The organism is Rhizobium sp. Nf11,1 (assembly GCF_050587665.1).
In the GTDB taxonomy this organism is placed as follows: domain Bacteria; phylum Pseudomonadota; class Alphaproteobacteria; order Rhizobiales; family Rhizobiaceae; genus Rhizobium.
Map to the genome: position 1 here is coordinate 170,601 of NZ_JBOBHU010000012.1, position 21,067 is coordinate 191,667.

The following is a 21,067-nucleotide window of genomic DNA, read 5'->3' on the forward strand; positions in this document are numbered from 1 at the left end:
CATGGCCATGAAACCCGGCGATATCGAAGACATGATCAAGGCTGGGATTCCCGGTGCCAAGGTGACGATCCGCGATCTGGCGGGCGACGGCGATCACTACGCCGCCGAAGTCGTCGCCGAAGCCTTCCGCGGCAAGAGCCGCGTACAGCAGCACCAGATGGTCTACGAGGCGCTGAAGGGAAACATGGGCGGCGTATTGCACGCCCTCGCTTTGCAGACCTCCGCACCGGATTGACATGCCGGCTTCGGCCGGTCGAAGCTTTGAAATAAAGAGGCCCGGGTGGAAGGATTCTTTCCTTCCGGGTCTTTAGTTCTCTGCAAAGCGGTTTCTGCATGACAACGGTCTCCGGCCTCGCATGCGCCGTGCTTCAACCTCCCTAATTCCTGCCCTCGGGCTTGACCCAAGGGACATCCCAGGAATGCCGCCACCGCGCTTCAGCTCGGTGAAATGACTAATGCTCCCCGACCGCCGTAACCTGGCGCGAACGATTTAGGTCAGGCTGATATGCTTGCCCGCCGCGGCGGATCGCTTCAGGGCGTCGATAACTTTTAAGGTTTCTAGTCCCTCACGTCCGCTGACCAGCGGCGCTTCTTCCCCTCTGATGACCCTGCAAAGCTGGCGTATCTGAAGGACTAGCGGATCCTCGTTCTCGATTTCGGCGCGATGGCATTCGAACGGTTCCGTCCAGCCCCTGTTGCCGGGATTGCTCCACATGTTGAGCGACGGCACCGACAGCGACCCGTGGGTGCCGCCGATCATGTAGCAGGCCTCCTCTGTTTTAGGATAGGCGGGGTTTTCTCCGGTCGTCATCTCCCAACTCCATGGCGCGACGACGGAGTCCGAAACGGAAGCAGTCCCGAGAATTCCGTTCTTGAACTCGATAAGAATCACCGCGGTTTCCTCAACGGCGTTTCCGCGAACTGCGTTGGATTCGCACGCCTGGACGGCAGCGACATCTCCAAACAGGTAACGAAGGTTGTCGATGTCGTGGATCAGATTGAGAAAGACTGGTCCCGCGCCGCGTTCGCGCCGCCAGGAAGTGTCGAAGTATTCGTCTGGTTTGAATAGCCAGAACATGGCATTCACGACCAGTATTCGCCCGAGCTTTCCGCTTTCGATAATCTGTTTAGCCATTTGCATCATCGGATTATGTCGGCGATGGTGTCCGGTCAGCAGCGGAACGCCTTTGGCCTCGGCTATCTGAACGAGCTTCTCGCCAGCGGCAATATCGTCGGCGATTGGCTTCTCGATCAAGGCCGGGATGCCGGCCTCTACGGCCTCAAACCCGTTTCTGACATGGATCTGGTTGGGCGTCGCGACGATGACGCCGTCGGGGCGCCCCGTGGCGACCATCTCAGCGAAGCTCGAAAACCATCTGGTGCCGACCTCGCTTGCGATCGCCTCTCCAGCCGGGGTCGGATCGACGACGGCGACAAGCTCCGCCATCGGTTCGTCCAGCACATGTTTGATGTGACGCCTTCCGATAAGCCCCGCGCCGAGGACCGCCAGTTTGACTGCGGGAGCCATGGTCAGTCCTTCTTCGGCGCCTTGAGCATCGTCGCGACGCGGCGAATTCCGAGCTGATAACCTTCCGTACCAAGACCGGCGATGACGCCGTCGGCGCGATGGGAAACGAAGGAATGATGACGGAAGCTTTCGCGCTTATGCACGTTGGAGATATGAATCTCGATGACGGGACCCTCGAACGTGTTCAAGGCGTCGAGGATTGCAAGCGATGTGTGCGTGAATGCGGCCGGATTGATGACGATGCCGGCTCCGTCTTCGCGTGCTTCGTGGATCCAGTCGATGATTTCATATTCACGGTTGCTCTGGTGGAAACGGATCTCGTGGCCGAGTTCAGAGGCCAGTTTCCGGCAGTCTGCCTCGACGTCGGCCAGCGTCTCGTGACCATAGATGTGAGGCTGACGCTTGCCGAGCAAATTGAGGTTTGGGCCATTCAGAACGTAGATCAGGCTCATTGCAATTGTCCTTGTGAGGGCGTTGCCAAGTTTAGGCGAACGCTATTTCCTGGAATGCGAAATCCGGATCGGATTCGTAAAGGTCGGCCCGCAGGCCCAGCCGTCCCGCTTGCAGCGCGGGGGCCGCTACATCGCGCCCGGCTTCAAAGACAGCCTTCAACAACTCCCGCTTCGTTTCTGCCGGCCGGCCAGGCGCCATGCGCACAATTATCTGGATGAAGTGATTGTCCGGGTGCTCGTCGCCGACGCAGGAGAAGGTCGCCTCCCTGGCGAAGGTCCGCACGGCAGTGGGCTTCACCAGGCCTCCGTCGCGCACCCGATAGTGGACGGCTCTGGTCAATTCATCAATCGCCACCCTTTCGGCAGCACCCCGGCTATAGTCGATGATGATGTGCGGCAAGACATGTCCTCCCGGTCAGGCTGGAGCTCGACACAATTCTTCGAAGTGGCGCGACATGCGTTCCGCATCCGGTTTTACACCCGTGAACAGTTCAAAGGCCGCCGCGGCCTGGAACACGGTCATGCCGCCGCCCGGCAAGGTCCTGCACCCCTTCTCCTCCGCCAGGGCCAGAAGTTCGGTCACGAGCGGCATGTAGACGATATCGGCGACCCAGTGATGTCGGTGAAGCCATTCCGGGTCGATCGGGAGACCCGGGTGACTTCGCATGCCCGTCGGGGTAGCGTGGATCAGCCCATCCGCAGAATCGAGCGCCGCGCCGACGTCTCTGATCGGCTGCGCGCAGGTTCTTGAAAAGCGCCGGTTGAGCTGATCGGCAAGCGCGGCGGCGCGATTTGTGTCCTGGTCGAAGATCGAGAGCATCTCGATACCGAGCTTGATGGCCGCGTGCGCGACGGCGACTCCTGCGCCGCCTGCGCCGAGCAGGACAGCATGCGTTTTGGCGACACCGGGCATACCCCGCTCGAAATTCTTATAGAAGCCATACCAGTCCGTATTGTGCCCGATCCGCTTTCCGTCCCGAAGCACGACTGTGTTGACCGCTCCGAGCATCTCGGCGTCCTCGGACAGGCTCGTAAGATGAGCGATGACCGTCTGCTTGCACGGGTGCGTGATGTTGCTTCCTGCGAAGCCGCGGTCTTCGAGTTCTACGAGCAATTCAGGCAGCGCAGAAGCGGGTAAACTGCGCTCCGCGAGGTCGACGAGCTCGTAATGGTAATCCAGCTTCAGGTGCCGCGCCTCGGTTTCATGGATCGCGGGGGACTTCGACATCTGGATGTCGGCCCCGATGAGACCGACGAGGAATGTGTTGTTGTTCATTTGGAGACCCAATCGGCTCAGTGATGTGCGAGGATCTCGCCAAGGAAAGCCTTGGTGCGCTCATGCGTCGGAGACTTGAAGAAGACCTCGGGCTCGGCCTCCTCTATGATCTCGCCGGAAGCCATGAAGATGACCCTGTCTGCAACTTGACGGGCAAAACCCATTTCATGGGTCACGCAGATCATGGTCATGCCGTCGCGTGCGAGGCCGATCATCGTGTCCAGCACTTCCTTGACCATTTCCGGATCGAGCGCCGATGTGGGTTCGTCGAACAGCATCGCCTTGGGCTCCATGCAAAGCGCCCTGGCAATAGCGACACGCTGCTGCTGGCCACCGCTGAGCTGCGCGGGATACTTCTCCGCCTGATCAAGGATTCGAACCCGTTCCAGGTATTTTCTCGCCAGCCCCTCGGCGTCAGCCCGGCTGGTTCCGCGGACCCTCATGGGCGCAAGCGCGCAGTTCTGCAGAACGGTCATGTGGGGGAACAAATTGAAGTTCTGGAACACCATCCCGACTTCGCGCCGAATGGCGTCAACCGCCTTGCTCGTGCCGTCGAGCGATTGTCCGTCGACGACGATCCTGCCTTCGTGGATCAACTCGAGAGCGTTGATGCAGCGGATTAACGTCGACTTGCCGGAACCCGAAGGCCCGCAAAGGACGATCTTCTCGCCTTTGCGGACCGATAGGCTGATGTTTTTCAACGCATGGAAGGAGCCGTACCATTTCTCCACCTTCTCAAGGGATATCAATGTCGACTGATCATTAGCGGAACTGAGCACGGCGCCCTCCATGTATGCTTTACTTGACGGTGAACGGGATGTTGGGGATGGATTCCGGGAACTTCGGCAGATCGATCTTCATCCACTTCTTGGTAATGGCTGCAAGTTCGCCATTGGCCTTGATCTTGTCGAGGAACGCATTGACGGCCTCGTTCCAGTCCTTCTCGCCCAGTCGTGTTCCGACGCCATTGTAAGTCGTCAGGAAGTCGATCTTGCGCTCATAGGTGCCTGGGCTGGCGGCATCGAGCCGCTGTCCGTAGAACATGTTGCCTCCGACGGCCTTGACCTGTCCGGAGACCAGCGCCTGAATGGTCGAGGCGTCGTCGTCGAAGCGGCGGACGGTCGCCGTCGATCCCACGGCGTCGGTAATGGCCTTGTCCTGCGAGCTGGACTTCGGCACGCCGATTTCCCAGCCGGCAACATCGGCAGGCGTTTTCGCGGTATCGGCCTTTGCCGCATAGAGCGAGATCGTGTTCGCCGCGTATGGCTTGCTGTACTGGATTGATTTGGCGCGCTCTTCCGTCATCGCCATCGTGGCGAACAGGATATCGACCTTGCCAGTGGTCAGGGCCGGAATGCGATTGGCGACGGCGAGCGGCTGGAACTGGACCTTAACTCCGAGTTCCCTAGCGAAGAGTGTCGCGACATCGGCATCGAACCCGTCCTGCTTGCCGCTCGTGTTGACGAAGCCCCATGGCGCATTATCGCCCTGAATGCCGACGACGATCGTGCCCTTGGCCTTGATCTCCTCGACGGTCGCCGCGGAAGCCGCTGCCGCCCCTACTGTGGCGAAGGCGGCCGTAGCCAGGGCCATTCCAAGAAATTGTCTGCGATTGCTATACATTCCATTCTCCTCCTCTGTGGTCTTTGCTTCGGGCGAAGCAAGGTTAGCGGGCGGCTTTCGCCATCCGTTTTTCGAGGCCGCTCCCGATGTGGGAGAGAGGCCAACAAATGATGAAGTAGACCATTCCGACGATCCCGAAGACGAGCAGCGGGCGGTAGGTCTGGTTCGAAATGATCTGTCCGGCACGGGTCAGCTCGATGAAACCGACGATTGCTGCAAGCGATGTGCCCTTGATGAGCTGAACGAGAAATCCGATGGTTGCAGGCATCGAAATCTTCAGTGCCTGCGGCAGGACAACGTCCTTCATTCGGGAGATGTAATGCAGCCCGAGTGCATTCGCGGCTTCGGTCTGGCCCTTCGGAACGGCTTCGATCGAGCCGCGCCAGATCTCGCCCAGGAAGGCGCTCGCATGGAGGGTGAACGCGATGGCCACAGCGATCCATGCATTGACGTCGACTCCCAATAGCGCGACGCCGTAGTAGACGACGAAGAGCTGCATCAGGAGCGGTGTGCCCTGGAAGAGCGCGATGTAGCCCGACGATACGAAACGTGCGAAGCGGTTCTTCGACGTGCGCACCAGAGCGATCAGAATTCCGAATACACCTCCTCCGACGAAGCCGATGACGGCCAGCAGCACGGTCCACTTCAGACCCTGCAAGAGGAAAAACAGCTCGTTTTCGCCGATGGGACCCATGAACGCCTCCTATCGGGTCGGGTAGTTGAAGTAGGACCGAGAGATAAGGGCGAAGATGCCCATCATCAGGCTCGAGATGACGAGGTAGATTGCAGTCACGCTGAAATAGACCTCGAAGCTTCGGAAGGTGTCGGATTCGATCCGCTGCGCCGCCGAGGTCAGCTCGTAGGCGGCGATCGAAGTGCAGACCGAAGTCGTCAAGGTCAGCATCACGAACTGGCTGGTCAGGGACGGATAAATCGCTCGCAGAGCCGGCTTCAAAACGATCAGCCGGAACACATCGGCCTTATGCAAGCCCAACGCGAAACCTGCCTCAACCTGGCCCTTGCTCACGCTTTCCACGCCGCCTCGAATGATCTCAATCGCATAGGCGCCGCCATTGATCCCCAGCGCGATAATGGCGGTAGCGGTGGGGTTCAGCCGGATGCCCATGAGCGGAAGGGCGAAATAGATGAAGAATATCTGTACCAGGAATGGTGTATTTCGAACGATCTCGACGAAGGCAATCACCGGAGATCGAACGAGTTTGTTCCTGGATGTTCTTGCAGCGACGCCGAGAATACCGATGGCGAGCGCAAGGATCATTCCGGCAACCGCGAGACCGAGCGTCCCAAGCGAACCCCAAAACAATTCCGGGGCGCGGTCAAAGACCGCACCAAAATCGAACGTATAGCCCATATGTTGACTTCCTCCCTCCGGCGCGGCTCACACCTTGCCGGCGCCGGATCAGCGATCCGGCCCGAATAATTCTTCGGCCCTGTCGTACAGATGTTTCAAATGCGTCTCGGGCGCGGCAGACCCTGCGAGTGGGACTTCCACCGAGATCGCCGTGGAGCGATCGACCGCTGCAACAAGCTCCTTCAACGGCAATTCGCCCTCCCCCGGTGCGAACCGCCCGCCTCTAGCTTCAGTGATCATCTCCTCTGGTGTCACCGGCGCTGGCCCAGTGACATCGCACAACTGAACGTGCTTTACCCGGTCAATCTCGGTCCGGAGCGAGGCGAGCGTGCCGCCATTCCTGAAGAAATGTACTCCGTCGACGAGGGCGCCGGCATTGCGGGCGCCACTCGCCTTCACAAGACCGACGCTGTCCTGGAAGGTTCTAGTCACCCGCCAACCCATGTTCTCGATGTCGACAGCCAAGCCGTATCGGTCCGCGAGGCTGCAGAAATCCGAGAGGTTCGATACCAATCTGGCTTGATCAGGATCATCTCCGCAGACACTGAGCCGGCGTGCCCCAATGTTCGCAGCCGCGGCGACTGTCGCCTCCATCGACGGCGCGTCGAACGAGGGGTCGATTACGAAGAACTCGATATCGAAAACCTCGACGCCCTCACCGGCAAGCACGGATTTCAACTCGCCTGCAGCCGAACCACCGACAGGCAGCTCGTAGTAAGGCGCACCGGGGAACGCCGGATGCAGCCTGAGCCCGACCCTGGAGAACCCCGCACGCGCTGCGGCCTTCGCAAACTCCGCGGGAGGCAGCAATATCGATGAGAAGTGCGCGACGCCAATTGGGGGCGCCGATTTCGCTGTTGCGGCGGCCATCACACGATTCCCTTCGTCGCGAGATGGTTGCGCAGATTGGTGCCGGTCCGATGAATGTGCTGGCGGAGCTTGTCGCAGGCATAGTCGACATCACGCGCGACTGCGCCCTGGGCAATCTCGCTATGTTCCTGCCCGACGTTGCGATCGCCCGACGTACGGATCAGGAAGACGCGGCGATATCGGTCGTTGAGATTGAGCAGAAGACTGCAGAAATGAAGTAGCAGAGGTTTCCCGCAGCCCGAGATCAGTGTCAGGTGGAACTCGCGGTGAAGCGCTTCCCAGTGCTCCAGCGTTTCTGGATGCGCGGCGTCGCGCTCCGTGCGGTTGAGACGATGAAGTGCACGCATGACGTTGCCCTCCCAATCGACGTCTCCGAGACGCATGGATTCACGCAGCGCGAACACTTCGAGTTCCTCGCGTAGGCTGGTGACCTCTTCGAGATTGGCCAGGGAGATCGGCGCGACGCGATAGCCTCTGTTGTCCTGAAACTCGACCAGACCGTCTGAAATGAGCCTGGCCAAGCCCTCCCGCAACGGGCTCAGACTGACATTGAAAGTCTTCCGCGCCTTGTCGAGATTGATCTTGCTGCCCGCTTCCAGTTCACCGGAAATGATCGCCTCCCGAAGGCGCGATGCGAGCTGACTGCCGATGGTGTTCTTGCCATCGTCCAGGAAGCCGGCCGACGGCGCGTCTTCTGTCAACGGCGCAAGAGAGCTGTCGTCGGCCGAGTCCATCTTCCCTCCCAAAGCAACCTGCCAAAGTTTCGATAATCGATATGATAAACGATTATTGATGTCAACATGAATACGCCAGAAACCACCAGACGTCTGCGTCAGCGCCCTAATCGAAACACATTTATCTATTTATTTCCGCATGTTCACTCGACATAAATCACGAACCCTCCCCTGCCGATAGTATGGATCGCTCGGTCGTCGGTTGACAGATAATCGATTATTCTGATAGTCGAACCTCATTGGGAGGTAGCCCTATGGCAATTAGAACCGAAAGCGAGTTGACGCCTGCCGTTCTCGCCGTGATGAACCGCACCGCGGATCCACGGCTCCGGGAGATACTCGTTGCAATGGTGAAGCACGTCCACGCATTCGTGCGGGAGGTCAGGCTGTCGGAAGTCGAGTTTCGCGAAGCGACCGCCATCCTCAACGAAATTGGGCAGTTGCAGACCGACAGCCACAATGAGTTCGTGCTCATGGCCGGATCGCTTGGCGTCTCGTCGCTCGTGTGCCTGCTCAACAACGGCGACAACGGGCAGACCGAGACGTCACAGTCGCTGCTCGGGCCCTTCTGGCGGCTCAACTCACCGCGGGTCGAGAACGGCGGAACCATCATCCGCTCGGAAACGCCCGGAACACCCCTGTTCGTCCACGCGAAGGTGGTTGATCGAGGAGGCAAGCCCATCCAAGGCGCCGAGATCGACGTATGGCACGCCTCGCCTGTCGGCCTCTACGAGAACCAGGATCCTGATCAGGCGGAAATGAACCTGCGCGGCAAGTTCACTACGGACGACAAGGGTCGGTTCTGGTTTAGAACGGTCAAGATGGTGGGCTATCCCATCCCTGTCGACGGGGTCGTAGGTCGGCTTCTCCAAGCGCAAGGCCGCCACCCTTACCGACCGGCGCATCTGCACGCCCTGATCTTCAAAGAGGGATACAAAACCCTCATCTCCCAGGTCTTCGACCCGAGCGATCCGAACATTGATTCCGATGTGCAGTTCGGCGTCACCGCGGCTTTGACGGGCGATTTTGTCCGTCATGACGAGCCGCACCCATCCGACACGGACGTCAGTGGGCCCTGGTTCTCGCTCGACTACACCTACGTCATGGTGCCGGGCGAGGCCATCCTGCCGCGTCCCCCGATCAAATAGCGAAACCAACAGAGCCACATCATGATTACGCAAAAGGAACGCCAGGCGGCAGCCGACGCACTGCTGAAGGCAGAAACCGAACGCAAGCCGATCGTCCAGCCGAGCAGGACATATCCGAATTTGGAACTTGAAGACGCCTACGAGATCCAAGCACTCTGGGCGCAGGCCCGGATTGCCAAGGGGGCGCGGATCGCGGGTCATAAGATCGGACTGACATCGCGGGCGATGCAGATGGCTTCGAAAATGACGGAGCCCGACTACGGCGTCATTCTCGACGATGCCCTTTTTAACGACGGCGCGCAGATCAGAGCGGAACTCTTTATCAAGCCTCGCCTCGAAGTCGAGCTTGCCTTCGTGATGGGTGAGGATCTCGAGGGGCCGGGCACTCGGATCTATGATGTCATGCGCGCGACGGAGTTTGTCGTCCCTGCGCTTGAGATCATCGACTACCGAACCGAGGTGCCCAGAGCGATCACCGATACGATCGCCGACAACGCTGCTTTTGGAGCGATCGTCGTGGGTGGTCGTATCATCCGGCCAATGGATCTTGACATCCGCTGGGTTGGCGCGACCCTTTCAAAAAACGGCATCATCGAGGAATCGGGTGTTTCAGCAGCTATCATGGGGCATCCGGCCGCGGGTGTCGCCTGGCTTGTGAACAAGCTTCATGCCGTCGGAGCCGGGTTGAAGAAGGGCCAGATCGTTCTTGCAGGCTCGTTTACTCGCCCGGTGGACATAGCCAAGGGCGATGTCATCCAAGCCGACTATGGTCCGGTCGGCTCGATCGGCGTCTCGTTCGTGTGAGGCGCCGATGGAACTTCCTATCAATCACTTCAAACGAAAATTGAGAGCCGGTCAGAGCCAGATCGGTCTCTGGTGCGGCCTTCCCGGAAGCTACGCGGCAGAAATCGTCGCGCCGTCGGGCTTCGACTGGGTGCTGTTCGATACCGAGCACTCTCCAAGCGACGTCCTTACCGTCCTGCCGCAATTGCAGGCGGTCGCGCCTTACGACGTTTCCCCAGTCGTACGCCCGGCATTCAACGATCCCGTGCTGATCAAGCGCTTTCTGGACATCGGCGTCCAGACGCTCCTCATTCCCTATGTGCAGAACGAGGAGGAAGCGAAGGCAGCGGTCGCCGCCATACGGTATCCGCCGCACGGGGTTCGCGGGGTCTCCGCCTTGACGCGCGCCACCCGCTTCGGGCGCGTGCCGAACTACGCGCGGGTTGCCGAACAGGAGATCTGCCTGCTTCTGCAGGTCGAGACCCGAGAGGCACTCGGTCGGCTGGAGGCGATCGCAGCGGTCGAAGGCGTCGACGGTGTCTTCATCGGTCCCGCCGATCTGGCGGCCAGCTTTGGCCATCCTGGACAACCGGGACACCCCGAGGTGGTCGCGGCGATCGAAGATGCGATCGGACGCCTGAAAATTCTCGGAAAGCCGGCAGGCATCCTCACGCCGGACGAGACTTTCGCCGCCCGCTGCATTTCGCTCGGGACGTTGTTCACCGCCGTTGGCGTAGACGTCGCCCTCCTTGCAAGAGGATCGGAGGCGCTCGCAGCCCGGTTTGCATCTTAGGAGTTCGCGCCGATGTCGACGCGCGAGAAAGTTCTGTCCGAGATAGCACCGGCGGGCATAATCCGGGCCGCCGTCAACATGTCGAATGCAGCGTTGGTCCGTTGGGACGATCAGGCCGGCGCCTTGGTCGGCCCAAGCGCTCAGATCGGTCACAAGATTGCCGAGCAACTGGATTGCGGCCTGTCGCTGATCCAGTACGGCTCAGCCGCCGACATCCTCGCCGCTTCCGATCGCGGCGAGTGGGACATTGCTTTTATTGCCTCGGATCCCTCGAGAGCCGACCGGTTCTCCTTTTCACCCCCCTACATCTCAGTCAGAGCGACCTATTTGGTGCCGGAGGGCTCGGCGTTCCGATCCGTCGGAGACGTCGATGCTGAAGGAGTGCGGATAGCCTCCGCAAAAAGCGCCGCCTATACGAAGCAGCTCGAGCGTATTCTTGAAAAAGCTACTGTCTCGCATACTGACAGTCCGGCAGCTGCAATCGATCGTCTTGTCAGATCGCAGTGCGACGCGGCTGCAGGATTGACCGAATTCCTCGTTCAGAGTTCGGAGCGAATTTCCGGCTTCCGACTGGTAGAGGGAGCGTTCTCTGAAATTCCCCAGACGATCGCCGTCCACCGAAGAGCCATTCATGCCTCAGCCTTCTTTGCGGATTTCGTACACCGTCTGAATGCAAGCGCTGGAGCGCCGTAACGTAACGTCCTCGGCTCTTGGACGCGTGCTGGCTGTGGCGGGATCAGATCGGCAATATCGTAACCAGCCAACAGCGCTGGAGGCCAGCCTTCAAGCCGGCAGCTTATTCTGCTCCGGAGAGGCAAAGACCGAGGCCGGCATCGGTCCTGACGTCATCAGGGTGAAATCAAAGGACGCCTTGAGATCTGGGCCTAGCACATATTGCCGATGGACCCGCAGCTGGTCCTTGCGGATCTTCCGGTAATGTTCGCTCGTCAGCATCTGCTTGACGCGGATAAGAAGGATTTTCGCCGGGGGCGCATCTGCATGGCCGGAGATGGCAACGACCGGCACCTTGTAGAAATTGATCGAATCCGTCAGGCATTGCACGTCAAGCCAGAAGATCTCCGGACAGCGGGCGATGAGGCCGACGCGGGCGCGAAGCGATGTTGCCGATGACAGCAGGGCGCATTGCAGAATGGCGCTGCCGAGTGTGGCAAACACGACGCGCCTGCCCTTGAATATCTCCGGCTCCCTTTCAAGCAATATGCCGATCACATGGGCGGCGACGCTCGATCCCATGCTATGCGAGGAGATCACGTACTCGTCCGCCTCCTCGGCGAGCGCCTTGCGCACCGCGGTCGCCCGCTCTTCTAGCCAGCCGTTGAAGTCGCCCCGATCCATACGGCCGAGCGCCACTGCCATTTCCCAATCGGCAAAAAGATGCAGCGTATGGAAACGCTCGGAAAAAGGCAGGAAGGCGAAGATGAAGAAGCAAAGCGCCAGTGGCCCACTCCAGAGCAGATGCCAGGCGGAGAGGCCGAGACTATAGGGCAGGATAACGATCTCTGCCGTCAGCGCGATTGCCAGCGCCGTCAGCAGGAATGGAAAGAGGAAGAACAGGCCAAAACGCCACGCATGCCTGAAATATCCCCGCATGCCACCTTCGAGCATGATCTCGGCGCAGCTTCGAAAGCCTGCAATGATCCGGCTCAGCGTGTTGCGGCTGCGCAGCCCGCGCACGAGCATGTCGTGATCAACCATATGAATCCGGCTCTTCGTCCGCCAGCCGGCGGAACTGGTCTCGGCCGCAGGCGCCGCCTCGTAGGCTCCCGCGCTGCCGGTCGTGACCTCGAAGCTGAGAGGATCGCTTCCCGCCTCCGGCGCGCCTGTTTCGACCGAGTAGCCCCAGACGGCAGCACTCTGTCTGGCTGAGCGTTCGTATCGCGCTCGGTGGGCAAGGCCGTCGAGCGGCTCGAAGCCCGGGAAATGCAGGACGACCCGCTTCTTTATCAATTTCATTTCGGTGTTCCGCCCGGCTAAGGCCGGTCTATTGCTGCGATACGGCTGCTGGTCTCTGATATCGGCAAAAAGCAGGCATGGTCTCAAGGGCGCCTTGCTAACCGAACTCTTCTGGAATTCAATAGCAGCCACGTTGTTTTCGCGGCGAATGGAGGGGTTTTGTGGCTGATCTTGTCAAAGAATTGATATCGGGCGTCGTCGATAGCGTTCTGAAGGAAATTCTGAAGAAAACCACCGGCCGCGTCACGACGAAGCGCAGGAGGCGCAAGGCGCGCCCTGCCGCGACCACGACGGCTGCCCGCAAGGCGCCCAAGCGCAAGCCGGCCCGCAAGCAGATCAGCAAGCGCAGAACCGCCGCCGGCCGCAGCCGTCAGCGTCGCGTCTGAGACACGCGGCAACACTTCGGCCGTAACGCGACGGCAACAATCCCGAAGTGGTCTCACCACATTGGTTTTTTTGGATCGGGCGGCTGGAATTCCTGTTGTCACATGCTATCTAAGGAAAACGATTGAAACGGCGGGCCTTTAACTCGCCTGTTGAAAGGATCAGATCCCATGAGCGGCATTCACGAATTCATCGACAACGAAATCAAGAGCAACGACGTCGTCCTCTTCATGAAGGGCACGCCGCAGTTTCCGCAGTGCGGGTTCTCCGGCCAGGTCGTGCAGATTCTCGATTACATCGGCGTCGACTACAAGGGCATCAATGTGCTCGCCGATTCGGAAATCCGCCAAGGCATCAAGGATTATTCCAACTGGCCGACGATTCCGCAGCTTTACATAAAGGGCGAGTTCATCGGCGGCTGCGACATCGTGCGGGAAATGTTCCAGGCCGGTGAACTGCAGCAGCATCTCCAGGAAAACGGCGTCACCGTTCGCGGCGCCGCCTGACCGGTCACCGGACGTCCGCCCGGTTTCCAAATCTGTTTCTCGAGTCCGAGGCGCTGCGGTGAGCAGCGCCTTGGCCTGTTTATGGGAATTTCATTGTGACAGATTCATCACAAGCCGTGTCCGCGGGCCGCCTGCCCATGGGCAAGCGTGAGTTCATCGCGCTTGCCGCCTTCCTGATGGCCATCAACTCGCTTGCCATAGACATCATGCTCCCGGCGCTGCAGCAGATCGGCGCGAGCCTCGGAGTCGAGAGCGAGAATCACCGGCAATTCGTCGTCTCCTCCTATCTGCTCGGTTTCGGCTGCGCCCAGCTTTTCTACGGTCCGCTCTCCGACCGCTTCGGCCGCCGCACGCCGCTGCTGATCGGCCTCGTAGTCTATATCACGTCCGCCATCGGAATCGTTTTCGTTCCCTCCTTCGCAGGCCTGCTGGTGCTGCGCTTCATCCAGGGCGTCGGCTCGGCCGCCACCCGCGTCATCACCATCTCCATCGTCCGCGACATCTATGGCGGCCGACAGATGGCCGAGGTCATGTCGCTCATCATGATGGTCTTCATGATCGTGCCGGTGATTGCGCCCGGCACCGGCCAGGTCGTCATGTTCTTCGGCAACTGGCACCTGATCTTCCTCTTCATCGCCACAATGGCGACGGCGATCGGCGTCTGGGCCTATGTCCGCCTGCCGGAAACCCTGCATCCGCGGAATGTCCGCCCCTTCACCGCCCGCTCGATATTCGGCGCCTTCAAGCTGGTGCTGACCAACCGCGTGGCGCTCTGCTATACCATCGCCAGCACCTTCATCTTCGGTGCGCTGTTCGGCTTCATCAACTCCGCCCAGCAGATCTATGTCGGCATCTACGGCCTCGGCGTGTATTTCCCGTTCGCTTTTGCCGGCGTGGCGATCTTCATGTCGCTGTCGTCCTTCTTCAATTCCCGTTTTGTCGGCAAGCTCGGCATGCGCCGCCTGTCACACGGCTCGCTCATCGGCTTCATCGCCATCAACACCATCTGGCTGATCGTCCAGATGGCAAGCTCCGAGCCTATGCCTTTTGCACTGTTCATCTCCTTCTTCGGGCTTGCCATGTTCCAGTTCGGCTGGATCGGCTCGAACTTCAATTCGCTGGCCATGGAGCCGCTGGGACACGTCGCCGGCACCGCTTCCTCCGTTCTCGGCTTCATGAGCACGGTCGGCGGCGCCCTTATCGGCGCCGGCATCGGCCAGGCTTTCGACGGCACGGCGCTGCCGATGGTCGCCGGTTATTTCATCGTCTCGATCATCGGCCTTTTCTTCGTGCTGATCGCCGAGAAGGGCCGGCTCTTCCATCAGCATAATCCGGCCGTTTGAACGGCCGGTCCCTTCCGCATCCAGGATTTCACCGCATGACGCCGCACAAACCGCACCAGGAAAACCAGGGGTCCCGCCGCATCGGCATGGGCTTCGGCGAATTCGTCGTCACCATCGCCGTCATGACCGCCAGCATTGCCATGGCGATCGACAGCATGCTGCCGGCATTGCCCAATATCGGCCATTCACTCGGCGTCACCAACACCAACGACGCCCAGCTCATCATCGGCGTGTTCTTCCTCGGCTTCGGCGTCTCGCAGATATTCTTCGGCAGCCTTTCAGACACGTTCGGCCGCCGCAATATCCTGCTCGGCGGCCTCGCCTGCTATGTGGTCGCAATGTTTGCCGCTGCCGCAACCGGTAGCTTCGAAATGCTGCTCCTCATGCGCTTCATTCAGGGCGTGGGCGGCGCGGCCGTGCGCATCACCACCATGGCCATCGTCCGCGACTGCTTCGGCGGCCGCGAAATGGCCCGCGTCATGTCCTATGTCATGATCGTCTTCATGATCGTGCCGATCGTTGCTCCTTCGGTCGGCCAGCTCATCATCCTCTATGCCAACTGGCACTGGATCTTCATCCTGCTCGGCGCCGTCGCCAGCATCCTGTTCGTCTGGGCTCTTCTGCGGCTGAAGGAATCGCTTCCCCCGGCAGAACGCCTGCCTTTGTCGATCGGCTCTGTCGCGGACGGCTTCAAGACCGTGCTCACCAACCGCATCACCTGCGGCTACATGATCGGTCTGACCATGTTCACCGGCGTCATCAGCGCCTATGTGATTTCCGTGCAGCAGGTTTTCGGCGAAGTCTATGGCCTTGGGGATTGGCTGCCGATTGCCTTTGCGGCGACTGCCGGCGGCATTGCCGTCGCCAATTTTGCCAACGGCTTCTTCGTCCGCAAATTCGGCATGCGTCGGATCTCGCACGCGGCGCTGCTGATCTTCACGGCGCTGTCGGCACTCGGCTTCGTCACCGCGTTGGCGGGCAAGCCGGATTTCGCCACCGCCTACAGCATCTTCACAATCGTTCTGATGATGTTTGCGGTGATCGCCACCAATTTCACCGCCATCAGCCTTGAGCCGATGGGCAATCTCGCCGGCACTGCGACCGCCATCACCGGCTTTGTCTCGACGACCTTCGGCGCCATCCTCGGCGGTCTGGTCGGGCAGATGTTCAACGGCACGGTGCAGCCACTCTTCGGCGGATTCGCGCTGTTCGGTCTGCTGACGATCGCAGCCACGCTATGGGCTGAGAACGGCAAGCTCTTCACCCATCCGGGCGACAGTCCGCAACTCGATCCGGGCGCCGCCCATTTCTGAGGCAGGTGAACCCGGTCAATTCAAGGCATCCTCGATGGACGAACGAATTCTGATCAGGCCTTATGCGCCAAGTGACGTGGACGCCACGGTCGAGATATTTCTGCGCTCCATCCGAGAAGTCTCGTCAAAAGACTATTCCGCCGCCGAGATCGAAGCTTGGGCAGAGGTGGAGGATCGCCGCCTGTGGGCGGAACGAAGGATGAGCAGGCCGGCCTGGATGGCAGAGATTGCCGGAAACCGCGTGGGTTTTTCGGATCTCACCAGCGACGGGTGCCTCGACATGATGTTCGTGCACCCTGGCTATCAAGGGATCGGCGTAGCAACCCGCCTATTGGGCAGAGTCGAAGAAGAGGCTCTCACGCTGGGGTTTCGCCGAATATATACAGAAGCAAGCAGAACTGCTCGCCCGTTTTTTGAACGCAAAGGATTTCGCGTGATAACCCGGCAAATCGTCAAAAAGCGCGGACAGGACCTGGAAAACTTTTTGATGGAAAAATTCTGCGCCTGAATTGTCATTTTGCGACCGGCTTGCGACGGCCGGTCGCATAGGTTTAGACGGTAACGACCTCACGCCGCAGCGTGTCCCAGGATGCCTTGTCCGGCGCAATCAGCAGTCCGCCGTCGAGATGCTGCGGCAGGTAGGGCGAGCCATCGAAGCGGGCCGCATAGGCGCCGGCCTCCTGCGAGATCAGCGTGCCGGCAAGATGATCCCAAGGCATCAGCTTGTTGTACATCAGGTAATGGACGTGCCCGCCGGCAAGGGTGCGGTATTCGTGGGCAGCACAGCGGTAGTTGGTGAGGAAACGCACCTTGGCGAGATTGCCAAGGACCTCGGCGCGCTTCTCCGCTGGCAGGTAGCCGGTTGAAGCCATGCCGACCATCTGGTCGAGCGCAACAGGCTCGGCTGCGCGCAATCGTTGCGCCTCGCCTTCCGGCCTGCGCAACCAGGCGCCGCCACCCTTCTCCGCCATCACCCAATCGTCCCCCATCGGGTCGTAGATCATGCCGGCAATGGTTTCGCCGCCTGATATGACCGAAGCCATGACACCGAAGGCCGGGATGCCGGCGGCGAAGTTGAACGTTCCGTCCACCGGATCGACCACGATCGCGAAATCGGCATCGGCAAGCCTCCCAAGCAGCGCCGGATCGGCCGCGACTGACTCTTCACCGACGAACAGCGCGTCCGGCCAGAGCTGTTGCGCTTCCGCCTTGATCATCCGCTCGGCCCGCTCGTCGGCCTCGGTGACAAGATCGGTCGCCTCGCTCTTGGCACGCACCTCGTCCCGGCCGAGCCGGCGGAAACGCGGCAGGATCTCGGCCTTTGCCGCGCGGCGCAAGAGATCGGCAAGAACAGTCACGTCAATACTGGTTGTCATATCAAATCCTCTCACTGCGGCCGAAGCCTCAACTCAGATGCCGACGATTTCGCGCCGGATCAGCTGCCAGCTTTCTTCATCAGGCGCCGAGATGATGCCGCCGACTGTCTCGCCCGGACGATAGGGCGTGCCATCGAATTTCGCCGTGTGGCCGCCCGCCTCCTGGTGCGCGAGCACGCCGGCCAGGTGGTCCCAGGGCATCAGCTTCGCATGCCCGATGAAGTGCATCTTGCCGGACGCGACCATCCAATATTCGTAGGCTGAGCAGTTGAAGGCGAAGGTCATCCGCGCCTTTGCCATGTTGGCGCAGATGCGCGAGCGATCGGGCTCTTCCATATGGCCCCACGACATGCCGCCCACCATCTGGTTCAAGGCGGCAGGCTCAGCCACCTTCAGCCTGCTCGATTGTCCATCCTGGCGAACCAGAAAGGCGCCCGCCCCCTTGATCGCCGTCACCGTGTCGCCAAGAGCGGGATCGTGAATGATGCCGGCGACGGTCTCGCCCCTGACGGTAACCGCAAGCATCGTTCCGAAAACGGGAAGCCCGGCAGCGAAATTGAACGTGCCGTCGACGGGATCGATGACAAAGGCAAGCCCGGCATCGGCAAGCGCCGGCACCACCGATCTGTCGGCGTCATAGGCTTCCTCGCCGACGACAAGCGCTGAGGGAAAGCGCTCTTTCAGGGCCGCGGTGATGCGGTGTTCGGCAAGCAGATCCGCCTGCGTCACCAGATCGGTTGCCGAGGTCTTTTCAGAAACATCCGTATCGCCGAGGTTGCGAAAGCGCGGCATGATTTCCGCGCGCGCCGCCTCCCTCACGCATTCGCCGAGAAAGAGAATATCCTGATCTGAAATAGTCATGCGAATTGCTGTCCTTCATGCAAAGAGCCAGCCTGCTTAGCCGGCCTTTCATGAAGGATCGGTGACACCAAGGCTGGAAAAGTCGAAGAGCTTCGGATCGAGCAGGTGCGACGGGTTCACATGCGAAAGCGCCCGCAGCATCGTGTCCTTGCGTCCAGGCATGCGCCGTTCGATATCGGCGAGCATGTGCTTCATGGCATTGCGCTGCAGCCCGTCCTGGGAGCCGCAGAGATCGCAGGGGATGATCGGGAACTGCATGGCGATGGCAAACCTGGCAAGATCGTCCTCGGCGGCATAGGCGAGCGGCCGAAGCACCATCAGGTCGCCCTCGTCGTTCAGAAGTTTTGCCGGCATCGAGGCAAGCCGCCCGCCGTGGAAGAAATTCATGAAGAAGGTTTCGAGAATGTCCTCACGGTGATGGCCGAGCACCAAGGCGTCGCAGCCCTCCTCCCGCGCGATGCGGTAGAGATTGCCGCGCCGCAGCCGCGAACAGAGCGAGCAATAGGTGGCGCCTTCGGGCACCTTCTCCTTCACGATAGAATAGGTGTCGCGATATTCGATGCGATGCCGGACGCCGATCTTCGTCAGATAATCCGGCAGCACATGCTTTGGAAAGTTTGGCTGTCCCTGGTCGAGATTGCAGGCGACGAGCTCGACGGGCAGCAGCCCGCGCCATTTGAGATCAAGCAGCAGCGCCAAGAGACCGTAGGAATCCTTGCCGCCGGAAAGGCCGACAAGCCAGCGCTTCTGCCCCTTCAGCATGTCGAAGTCATCGAAAGCCTGACGTACTTGCCTGAGCAGGCGCTTGCGCAGCTTGTTGAAGGAGACCGAACGTGGCGCATCGGCAAAGAGTGCAGGGCCGGCGCCGTCGTCGATTTCGCCAGTCCCCGGATCATCAGCGATGTTGGCTGCGATATTCATTGCTCCGTCCTATCGAAAGTCTGCCTGCCTTAGCAGAAAGTCATCCGGCAACACAGTCTCAATCGCCGAAAACCGACCAGCCGGTGCGGGCCGCAAGCATCTCAAGCGCCACGGCGCCAAGCTGTGAATTGCCGACCTTGTTCAGCCCCGGCGACCATACCGCGATCGAGGCGATGCCGGGCGCCACCGCAAAAATGCCGCCACCGACGCCGCTCTTGCCGGGCAGGCCGACATGATAAGCAAAGTCGCCCGAGCCGTCATAATGGCCGCAGGTCAGCATCAGCGCATTGATGCGCCGCGCCCGCTTCGGCGAGACCACGGAGTGACCGGTCATCGGATTGCTGCCGCGCGCCGCCAGGAACAGCCCCGCCCGCGCCAGTTGCTCGCAGCTCATCGACAGAGCGCATTGATGGAAATAGACGCCGAGCACGTGGTCGACGGGATGGTCGAGATTGCGATAGGCGCGCATAAAATTGGCAAGCGCCACGTTGCGGTATCCGGTCTGCGTCTCCGACCGCGCAACCTTGTCATCGATGGTGATCGACTCGTCATCGGCAAGATAACGCACGAAACGCAGCAGCTCGCCGATCGCCTCGCGCGGCGCATGGCCGGCCATGACGACGTCGGTGACGGCGATCGCGCCGGCATTGATGAAGGGATTGCGGGGAATGCCGCTCTCATGTTCGAGCTGCACGATCGAATTGAAGGCCGATCCCGATGGTTCGCGCCCGACGCGCTTCCACAGGCCCTCCCCGACCTTGCCGAGCGCCAACGTCAGCATGAAGACCTTGGATATGCTCTGGATCGAAAAGGCGATATCGGCATCGCCGACACGAAAGACCTGGCCGTCGACGGTGACGATCGCCATGCCGAACTGCCGCGGGTCCACCTTGGCTAGCTCGGGAATATAGTCGGCGACCTTCCCCTCGCCGATACGCGGCAGGATATCGCTGTAGATGCTATCAAGGGTCGCCTGCAAATCCGCCATCGCTTCTCTCCGGATAACAAAAAAGCCGCCCGAAAGAGCGGCTTTTCCATATGCGAAACGCCTGGGTTTTCTTAACGCGAATAGAATTCGACGACCAGATGCGGTTCCATGACGACCGGGAACGGAACGTCGCTGAGGGTCGGAACGCGGCCGTAAGTGGCGACCATCTTGTTGTGATCGACTTCGATATAGTCGGGCACGTCACGCTCAGCGAGGCTGACGGCCTCCAGAACGGTCACCAGCTGCTTCGACTTTTCGCGAACTTCGATGACGTCGCCAGCCTTGCAACGGTAGGAGCCGATGTTGACGCGGACGCCGTTGACGGTCACGTGGCCATGGTTGACGAACTGACGGGCAGCAAAGACCGTCGGAACGAACTTGGCGCGATAGACGATCGCGTCGAGGCGGGATTCCAGCAGACCGATCAGGTTTTCCGAGGTGTCGCCCTTGCGGCGGGCGGCTTCGGCGAAGATCGCGCGGAACTGCTTCTCGCGCAGGTCACCGTAGTAACCCTTGAGCTTCTGCTTGGCGCGCAGCTGCACACCGAAGTCCGACAGCTTGCCCTTGCGGCGCTGGCCGTGCTGGCCCGGGCCGTATTCGCGGCGGTTCACCGGGGACTTCGGACGGCCCCAGATGTTTTCGCCCATACGGCGGTCAATTTTATACTTGGACGATTCGCGCTTGCTCATCGTATTTCCTTTCAAAGGTTTATGCCGGCTTGTTGCCAAACCGCGCGAAGGAAACACGCCCTCCTCTGACCTCTTCCGAGGCCTGACAGGATGTTTCGGTTACGCGAACAGAAACGATCCACGGGACATGTCA

26 protein-coding genes are annotated in these 21,067 nt (G+C 60.3%); 10 read left to right on the forward strand and 16 right to left on the reverse strand.

Translation table 11 applies throughout. The features are described from left to right. The first annotated feature begins 1 nt into the window (after window position 1). Entirely contained in the window at window positions 2-235 is a 234-nt protein-coding gene (locus tag ACQ7C1_RS19180; protein WP_004676237.1) for a BolA/IbaG family iron-sulfur metabolism protein, read from the forward strand. 255 nt (window positions 236-490) lie between these two features. Here ACQ7C1_RS19180 and ACQ7C1_RS19185 read toward each other — a convergent pair whose 3' ends face one another. The 10 genes from ACQ7C1_RS19185 to ACQ7C1_RS19230 are packed head-to-tail and all read right to left on the reverse strand — an operon-like array spanning window position 491 to window position 7,855. Then, window positions 491-1,528: a Gfo/Idh/MocA family protein gene (locus ACQ7C1_RS19185; protein WP_430959445.1), complete on the reverse strand. Its 1,038-nt coding sequence runs from the start codon at window positions 1,526-1,528 to the stop codon at window positions 491-493. 2 nt (window positions 1,529-1,530) lie between these two features. Then, complete coding sequence (aroQ, locus tag ACQ7C1_RS19190) at window positions 1,531-1,980, reverse strand: type II 3-dehydroquinate dehydratase (protein ID WP_064712615.1); 450 nt, start codon at window positions 1,978-1,980, stop codon at window positions 1,531-1,533. 31 nt (window positions 1,981-2,011) lie between these two features. After that, window positions 2,012-2,380: a 5-carboxymethyl-2-hydroxymuconate Delta-isomerase gene (locus ACQ7C1_RS19195; RefSeq protein WP_430959446.1), complete on the reverse strand. Its 369-nt coding sequence runs from the start codon at window positions 2,378-2,380 to the stop codon at window positions 2,012-2,014. 15 nt (window positions 2,381-2,395) lie between these two features. Further along, window positions 2,396-3,256 carry a shikimate dehydrogenase gene (locus tag ACQ7C1_RS19200; RefSeq protein WP_430959447.1) on the reverse strand — a complete coding sequence of 287 codons (861 nt, stop codon included), beginning with the start codon at window positions 3,254-3,256 and terminating at the stop codon, window positions 2,396-2,398. A gap of 17 nt (window positions 3,257-3,273) precedes the next feature. Continuing rightward, the gene (locus tag ACQ7C1_RS19205) at window positions 3,274-4,047 is read right to left on the reverse strand and encodes an amino acid ABC transporter ATP-binding protein (RefSeq protein ID WP_430959448.1); all 774 of its coding nucleotides are present in this window, start codon (window positions 4,045-4,047) and stop codon (window positions 3,274-3,276) included. Window positions 4,048-4,054: 7 nt separating this feature from the next. Continuing rightward, the gene (locus ACQ7C1_RS19210) at window positions 4,055-4,879 is read right to left on the reverse strand and encodes a transporter substrate-binding domain-containing protein (RefSeq protein ID WP_430959449.1); all 825 of its coding nucleotides are present in this window, start codon (window positions 4,877-4,879) and stop codon (window positions 4,055-4,057) included. A gap of 43 nt (window positions 4,880-4,922) precedes the next feature. After that, the gene (locus tag ACQ7C1_RS19215; protein WP_430959450.1) at window positions 4,923-5,573 is read right to left on the reverse strand and encodes an amino acid ABC transporter permease; all 651 of its coding nucleotides are present in this window, start codon (window positions 5,571-5,573) and stop codon (window positions 4,923-4,925) included. Between the two features lie 9 nt (window positions 5,574-5,582). Then, window positions 5,583-6,251, reverse strand: coding sequence for an amino acid ABC transporter permease (locus tag ACQ7C1_RS19220; protein WP_430959451.1), 669 nt, complete (start codon window positions 6,249-6,251; stop codon window positions 5,583-5,585). A 48-nt stretch (window positions 6,252-6,299) separates the two neighbouring features. Next, on the reverse strand, window positions 6,300-7,121 hold the full coding sequence (locus ACQ7C1_RS19225; RefSeq protein WP_430959452.1) for a sugar phosphate isomerase/epimerase family protein: 822 nt from the start codon (window positions 7,119-7,121) through the stop codon (window positions 6,300-6,302). Then, window positions 7,121-7,855, reverse strand: a complete 735-nt coding sequence (locus ACQ7C1_RS19230; protein WP_430959453.1) for a GntR family transcriptional regulator — start codon at window positions 7,853-7,855, stop codon at window positions 7,121-7,123. Before ACQ7C1_RS19230 ends, ACQ7C1_RS19225 begins: the two co-directional genes overlap by 1 nt. Before the next feature lie 254 nt (window positions 7,856-8,109). Between ACQ7C1_RS19230 and ACQ7C1_RS19235 the strand changes: the two genes are divergently transcribed. Genes ACQ7C1_RS19235 through ACQ7C1_RS19250 form a run of 4 tightly spaced genes read left to right on the forward strand, consistent with a single transcriptional unit; the run spans window position 8,110 to window position 11,272 of the window. Beyond that, window positions 8,110-9,003, forward strand: coding sequence for an intradiol ring-cleavage dioxygenase (locus ACQ7C1_RS19235; RefSeq protein ID WP_430959454.1), 894 nt, complete (start codon window positions 8,110-8,112; stop codon window positions 9,001-9,003). A 21-nt stretch (window positions 9,004-9,024) separates the two neighbouring features. Continuing rightward, window positions 9,025-9,807: a 2-oxo-hept-4-ene-1,7-dioate hydratase gene (hpaH, locus tag ACQ7C1_RS19240; protein WP_430959455.1), complete on the forward strand. Its 783-nt coding sequence runs from the start codon at window positions 9,025-9,027 to the stop codon at window positions 9,805-9,807. Window positions 9,808-9,814: 7 nt separating this feature from the next. After that, window positions 9,815-10,579 carry a 4-hydroxy-2-oxoheptanedioate aldolase gene (hpaI, locus tag ACQ7C1_RS19245; RefSeq protein ID WP_430959456.1) on the forward strand — a complete coding sequence of 255 codons (765 nt, stop codon included), beginning with the start codon at window positions 9,815-9,817 and terminating at the stop codon, window positions 10,577-10,579. 12 nt (window positions 10,580-10,591) lie between these two features. Beyond that, window positions 10,592-11,272, forward strand: coding sequence for a transporter substrate-binding domain-containing protein (locus ACQ7C1_RS19250; protein WP_430959457.1), 681 nt, complete (start codon window positions 10,592-10,594; stop codon window positions 11,270-11,272). A 90-nt stretch (window positions 11,273-11,362) separates the two neighbouring features. Here the strand turns inward: ACQ7C1_RS19250 and ACQ7C1_RS19255 are convergent, their stop codons facing one another. Continuing rightward, entirely contained in the window at window positions 11,363-12,553 is a 1,191-nt protein-coding gene (locus tag ACQ7C1_RS19255; RefSeq protein ID WP_430959458.1) for a hypothetical protein, read from the reverse strand. A 161-nt stretch (window positions 12,554-12,714) separates the two neighbouring features. Here ACQ7C1_RS19255 and ACQ7C1_RS19260 point away from each other — a divergent pair, with 161 nt between their 5' ends. The 5 genes from ACQ7C1_RS19260 (at window position 12,715) to ACQ7C1_RS19280 (ending at window position 16,607) form a co-directional block, all read left to right on the forward strand. After that, window positions 12,715-12,939, forward strand: a complete 225-nt coding sequence (locus ACQ7C1_RS19260) for a hypothetical protein (RefSeq protein ID WP_097599236.1) — start codon at window positions 12,715-12,717, stop codon at window positions 12,937-12,939. A gap of 168 nt (window positions 12,940-13,107) precedes the next feature. Further along, on the forward strand, window positions 13,108-13,443 hold the full coding sequence (gene grxD / locus ACQ7C1_RS19265) for a Grx4 family monothiol glutaredoxin (RefSeq protein WP_011425564.1): 336 nt from the start codon (window positions 13,108-13,110) through the stop codon (window positions 13,441-13,443). Window positions 13,444-13,580: 137 nt separating this feature from the next. Beyond that, window positions 13,581-14,786 (forward strand): multidrug effflux MFS transporter, encoded by a 1,206-nt coding sequence (locus ACQ7C1_RS19270; protein ID WP_430959480.1) that lies wholly within the window; start codon window positions 13,581-13,583, stop codon window positions 14,784-14,786. A gap of 35 nt (window positions 14,787-14,821) precedes the next feature. After that, window positions 14,822-16,099: a multidrug effflux MFS transporter gene (locus tag ACQ7C1_RS19275; protein WP_430959459.1), complete on the forward strand. Its 1,278-nt coding sequence runs from the start codon at window positions 14,822-14,824 to the stop codon at window positions 16,097-16,099. Window positions 16,100-16,133: 34 nt separating this feature from the next. After that, entirely contained in the window at window positions 16,134-16,607 is a 474-nt protein-coding gene (locus ACQ7C1_RS19280; protein WP_430959460.1) for a GNAT family N-acetyltransferase, read from the forward strand. Between the two features lie 43 nt (window positions 16,608-16,650). Here the strand turns inward: ACQ7C1_RS19280 and ACQ7C1_RS19285 are convergent, their stop codons facing one another. The 5 genes from ACQ7C1_RS19285 to rpsD all read right to left on the reverse strand — a co-directional run bounded on the left by ACQ7C1_RS19285 (window position 16,651) and on the right by rpsD (window position 20,934). Next, a complete protein-coding gene (locus ACQ7C1_RS19285; RefSeq protein ID WP_430959461.1) occupies window positions 16,651-17,475 on the reverse strand; it encodes an inositol monophosphatase family protein in 825 nt (274 codons plus the stop codon). Between the two features lie 33 nt (window positions 17,476-17,508). Continuing rightward, window positions 17,509-18,336 (reverse strand): inositol monophosphatase family protein, encoded by an 828-nt coding sequence (locus ACQ7C1_RS19290; protein ID WP_430959462.1) that lies wholly within the window; start codon window positions 18,334-18,336, stop codon window positions 17,509-17,511. A gap of 48 nt (window positions 18,337-18,384) precedes the next feature. Continuing rightward, window positions 18,385-19,257: a tRNA 2-thiocytidine(32) synthetase TtcA gene (gene ttcA, locus ACQ7C1_RS19295; protein ID WP_430959463.1), complete on the reverse strand. Its 873-nt coding sequence runs from the start codon at window positions 19,255-19,257 to the stop codon at window positions 18,385-18,387. 58 nt (window positions 19,258-19,315) lie between these two features. Beyond that, window positions 19,316-20,245, reverse strand: coding sequence for a glutaminase (locus tag ACQ7C1_RS19300; protein WP_430959464.1), 930 nt, complete (start codon window positions 20,243-20,245; stop codon window positions 19,316-19,318). Between the two features lie 71 nt (window positions 20,246-20,316). Beyond that, on the reverse strand, window positions 20,317-20,934 hold the full coding sequence (gene rpsD, locus ACQ7C1_RS19305) for a 30S ribosomal protein S4 (protein WP_064685423.1): 618 nt from the start codon (window positions 20,932-20,934) through the stop codon (window positions 20,317-20,319). Between the last annotated feature and the right edge of the window lie 133 nt (window positions 20,935-21,067).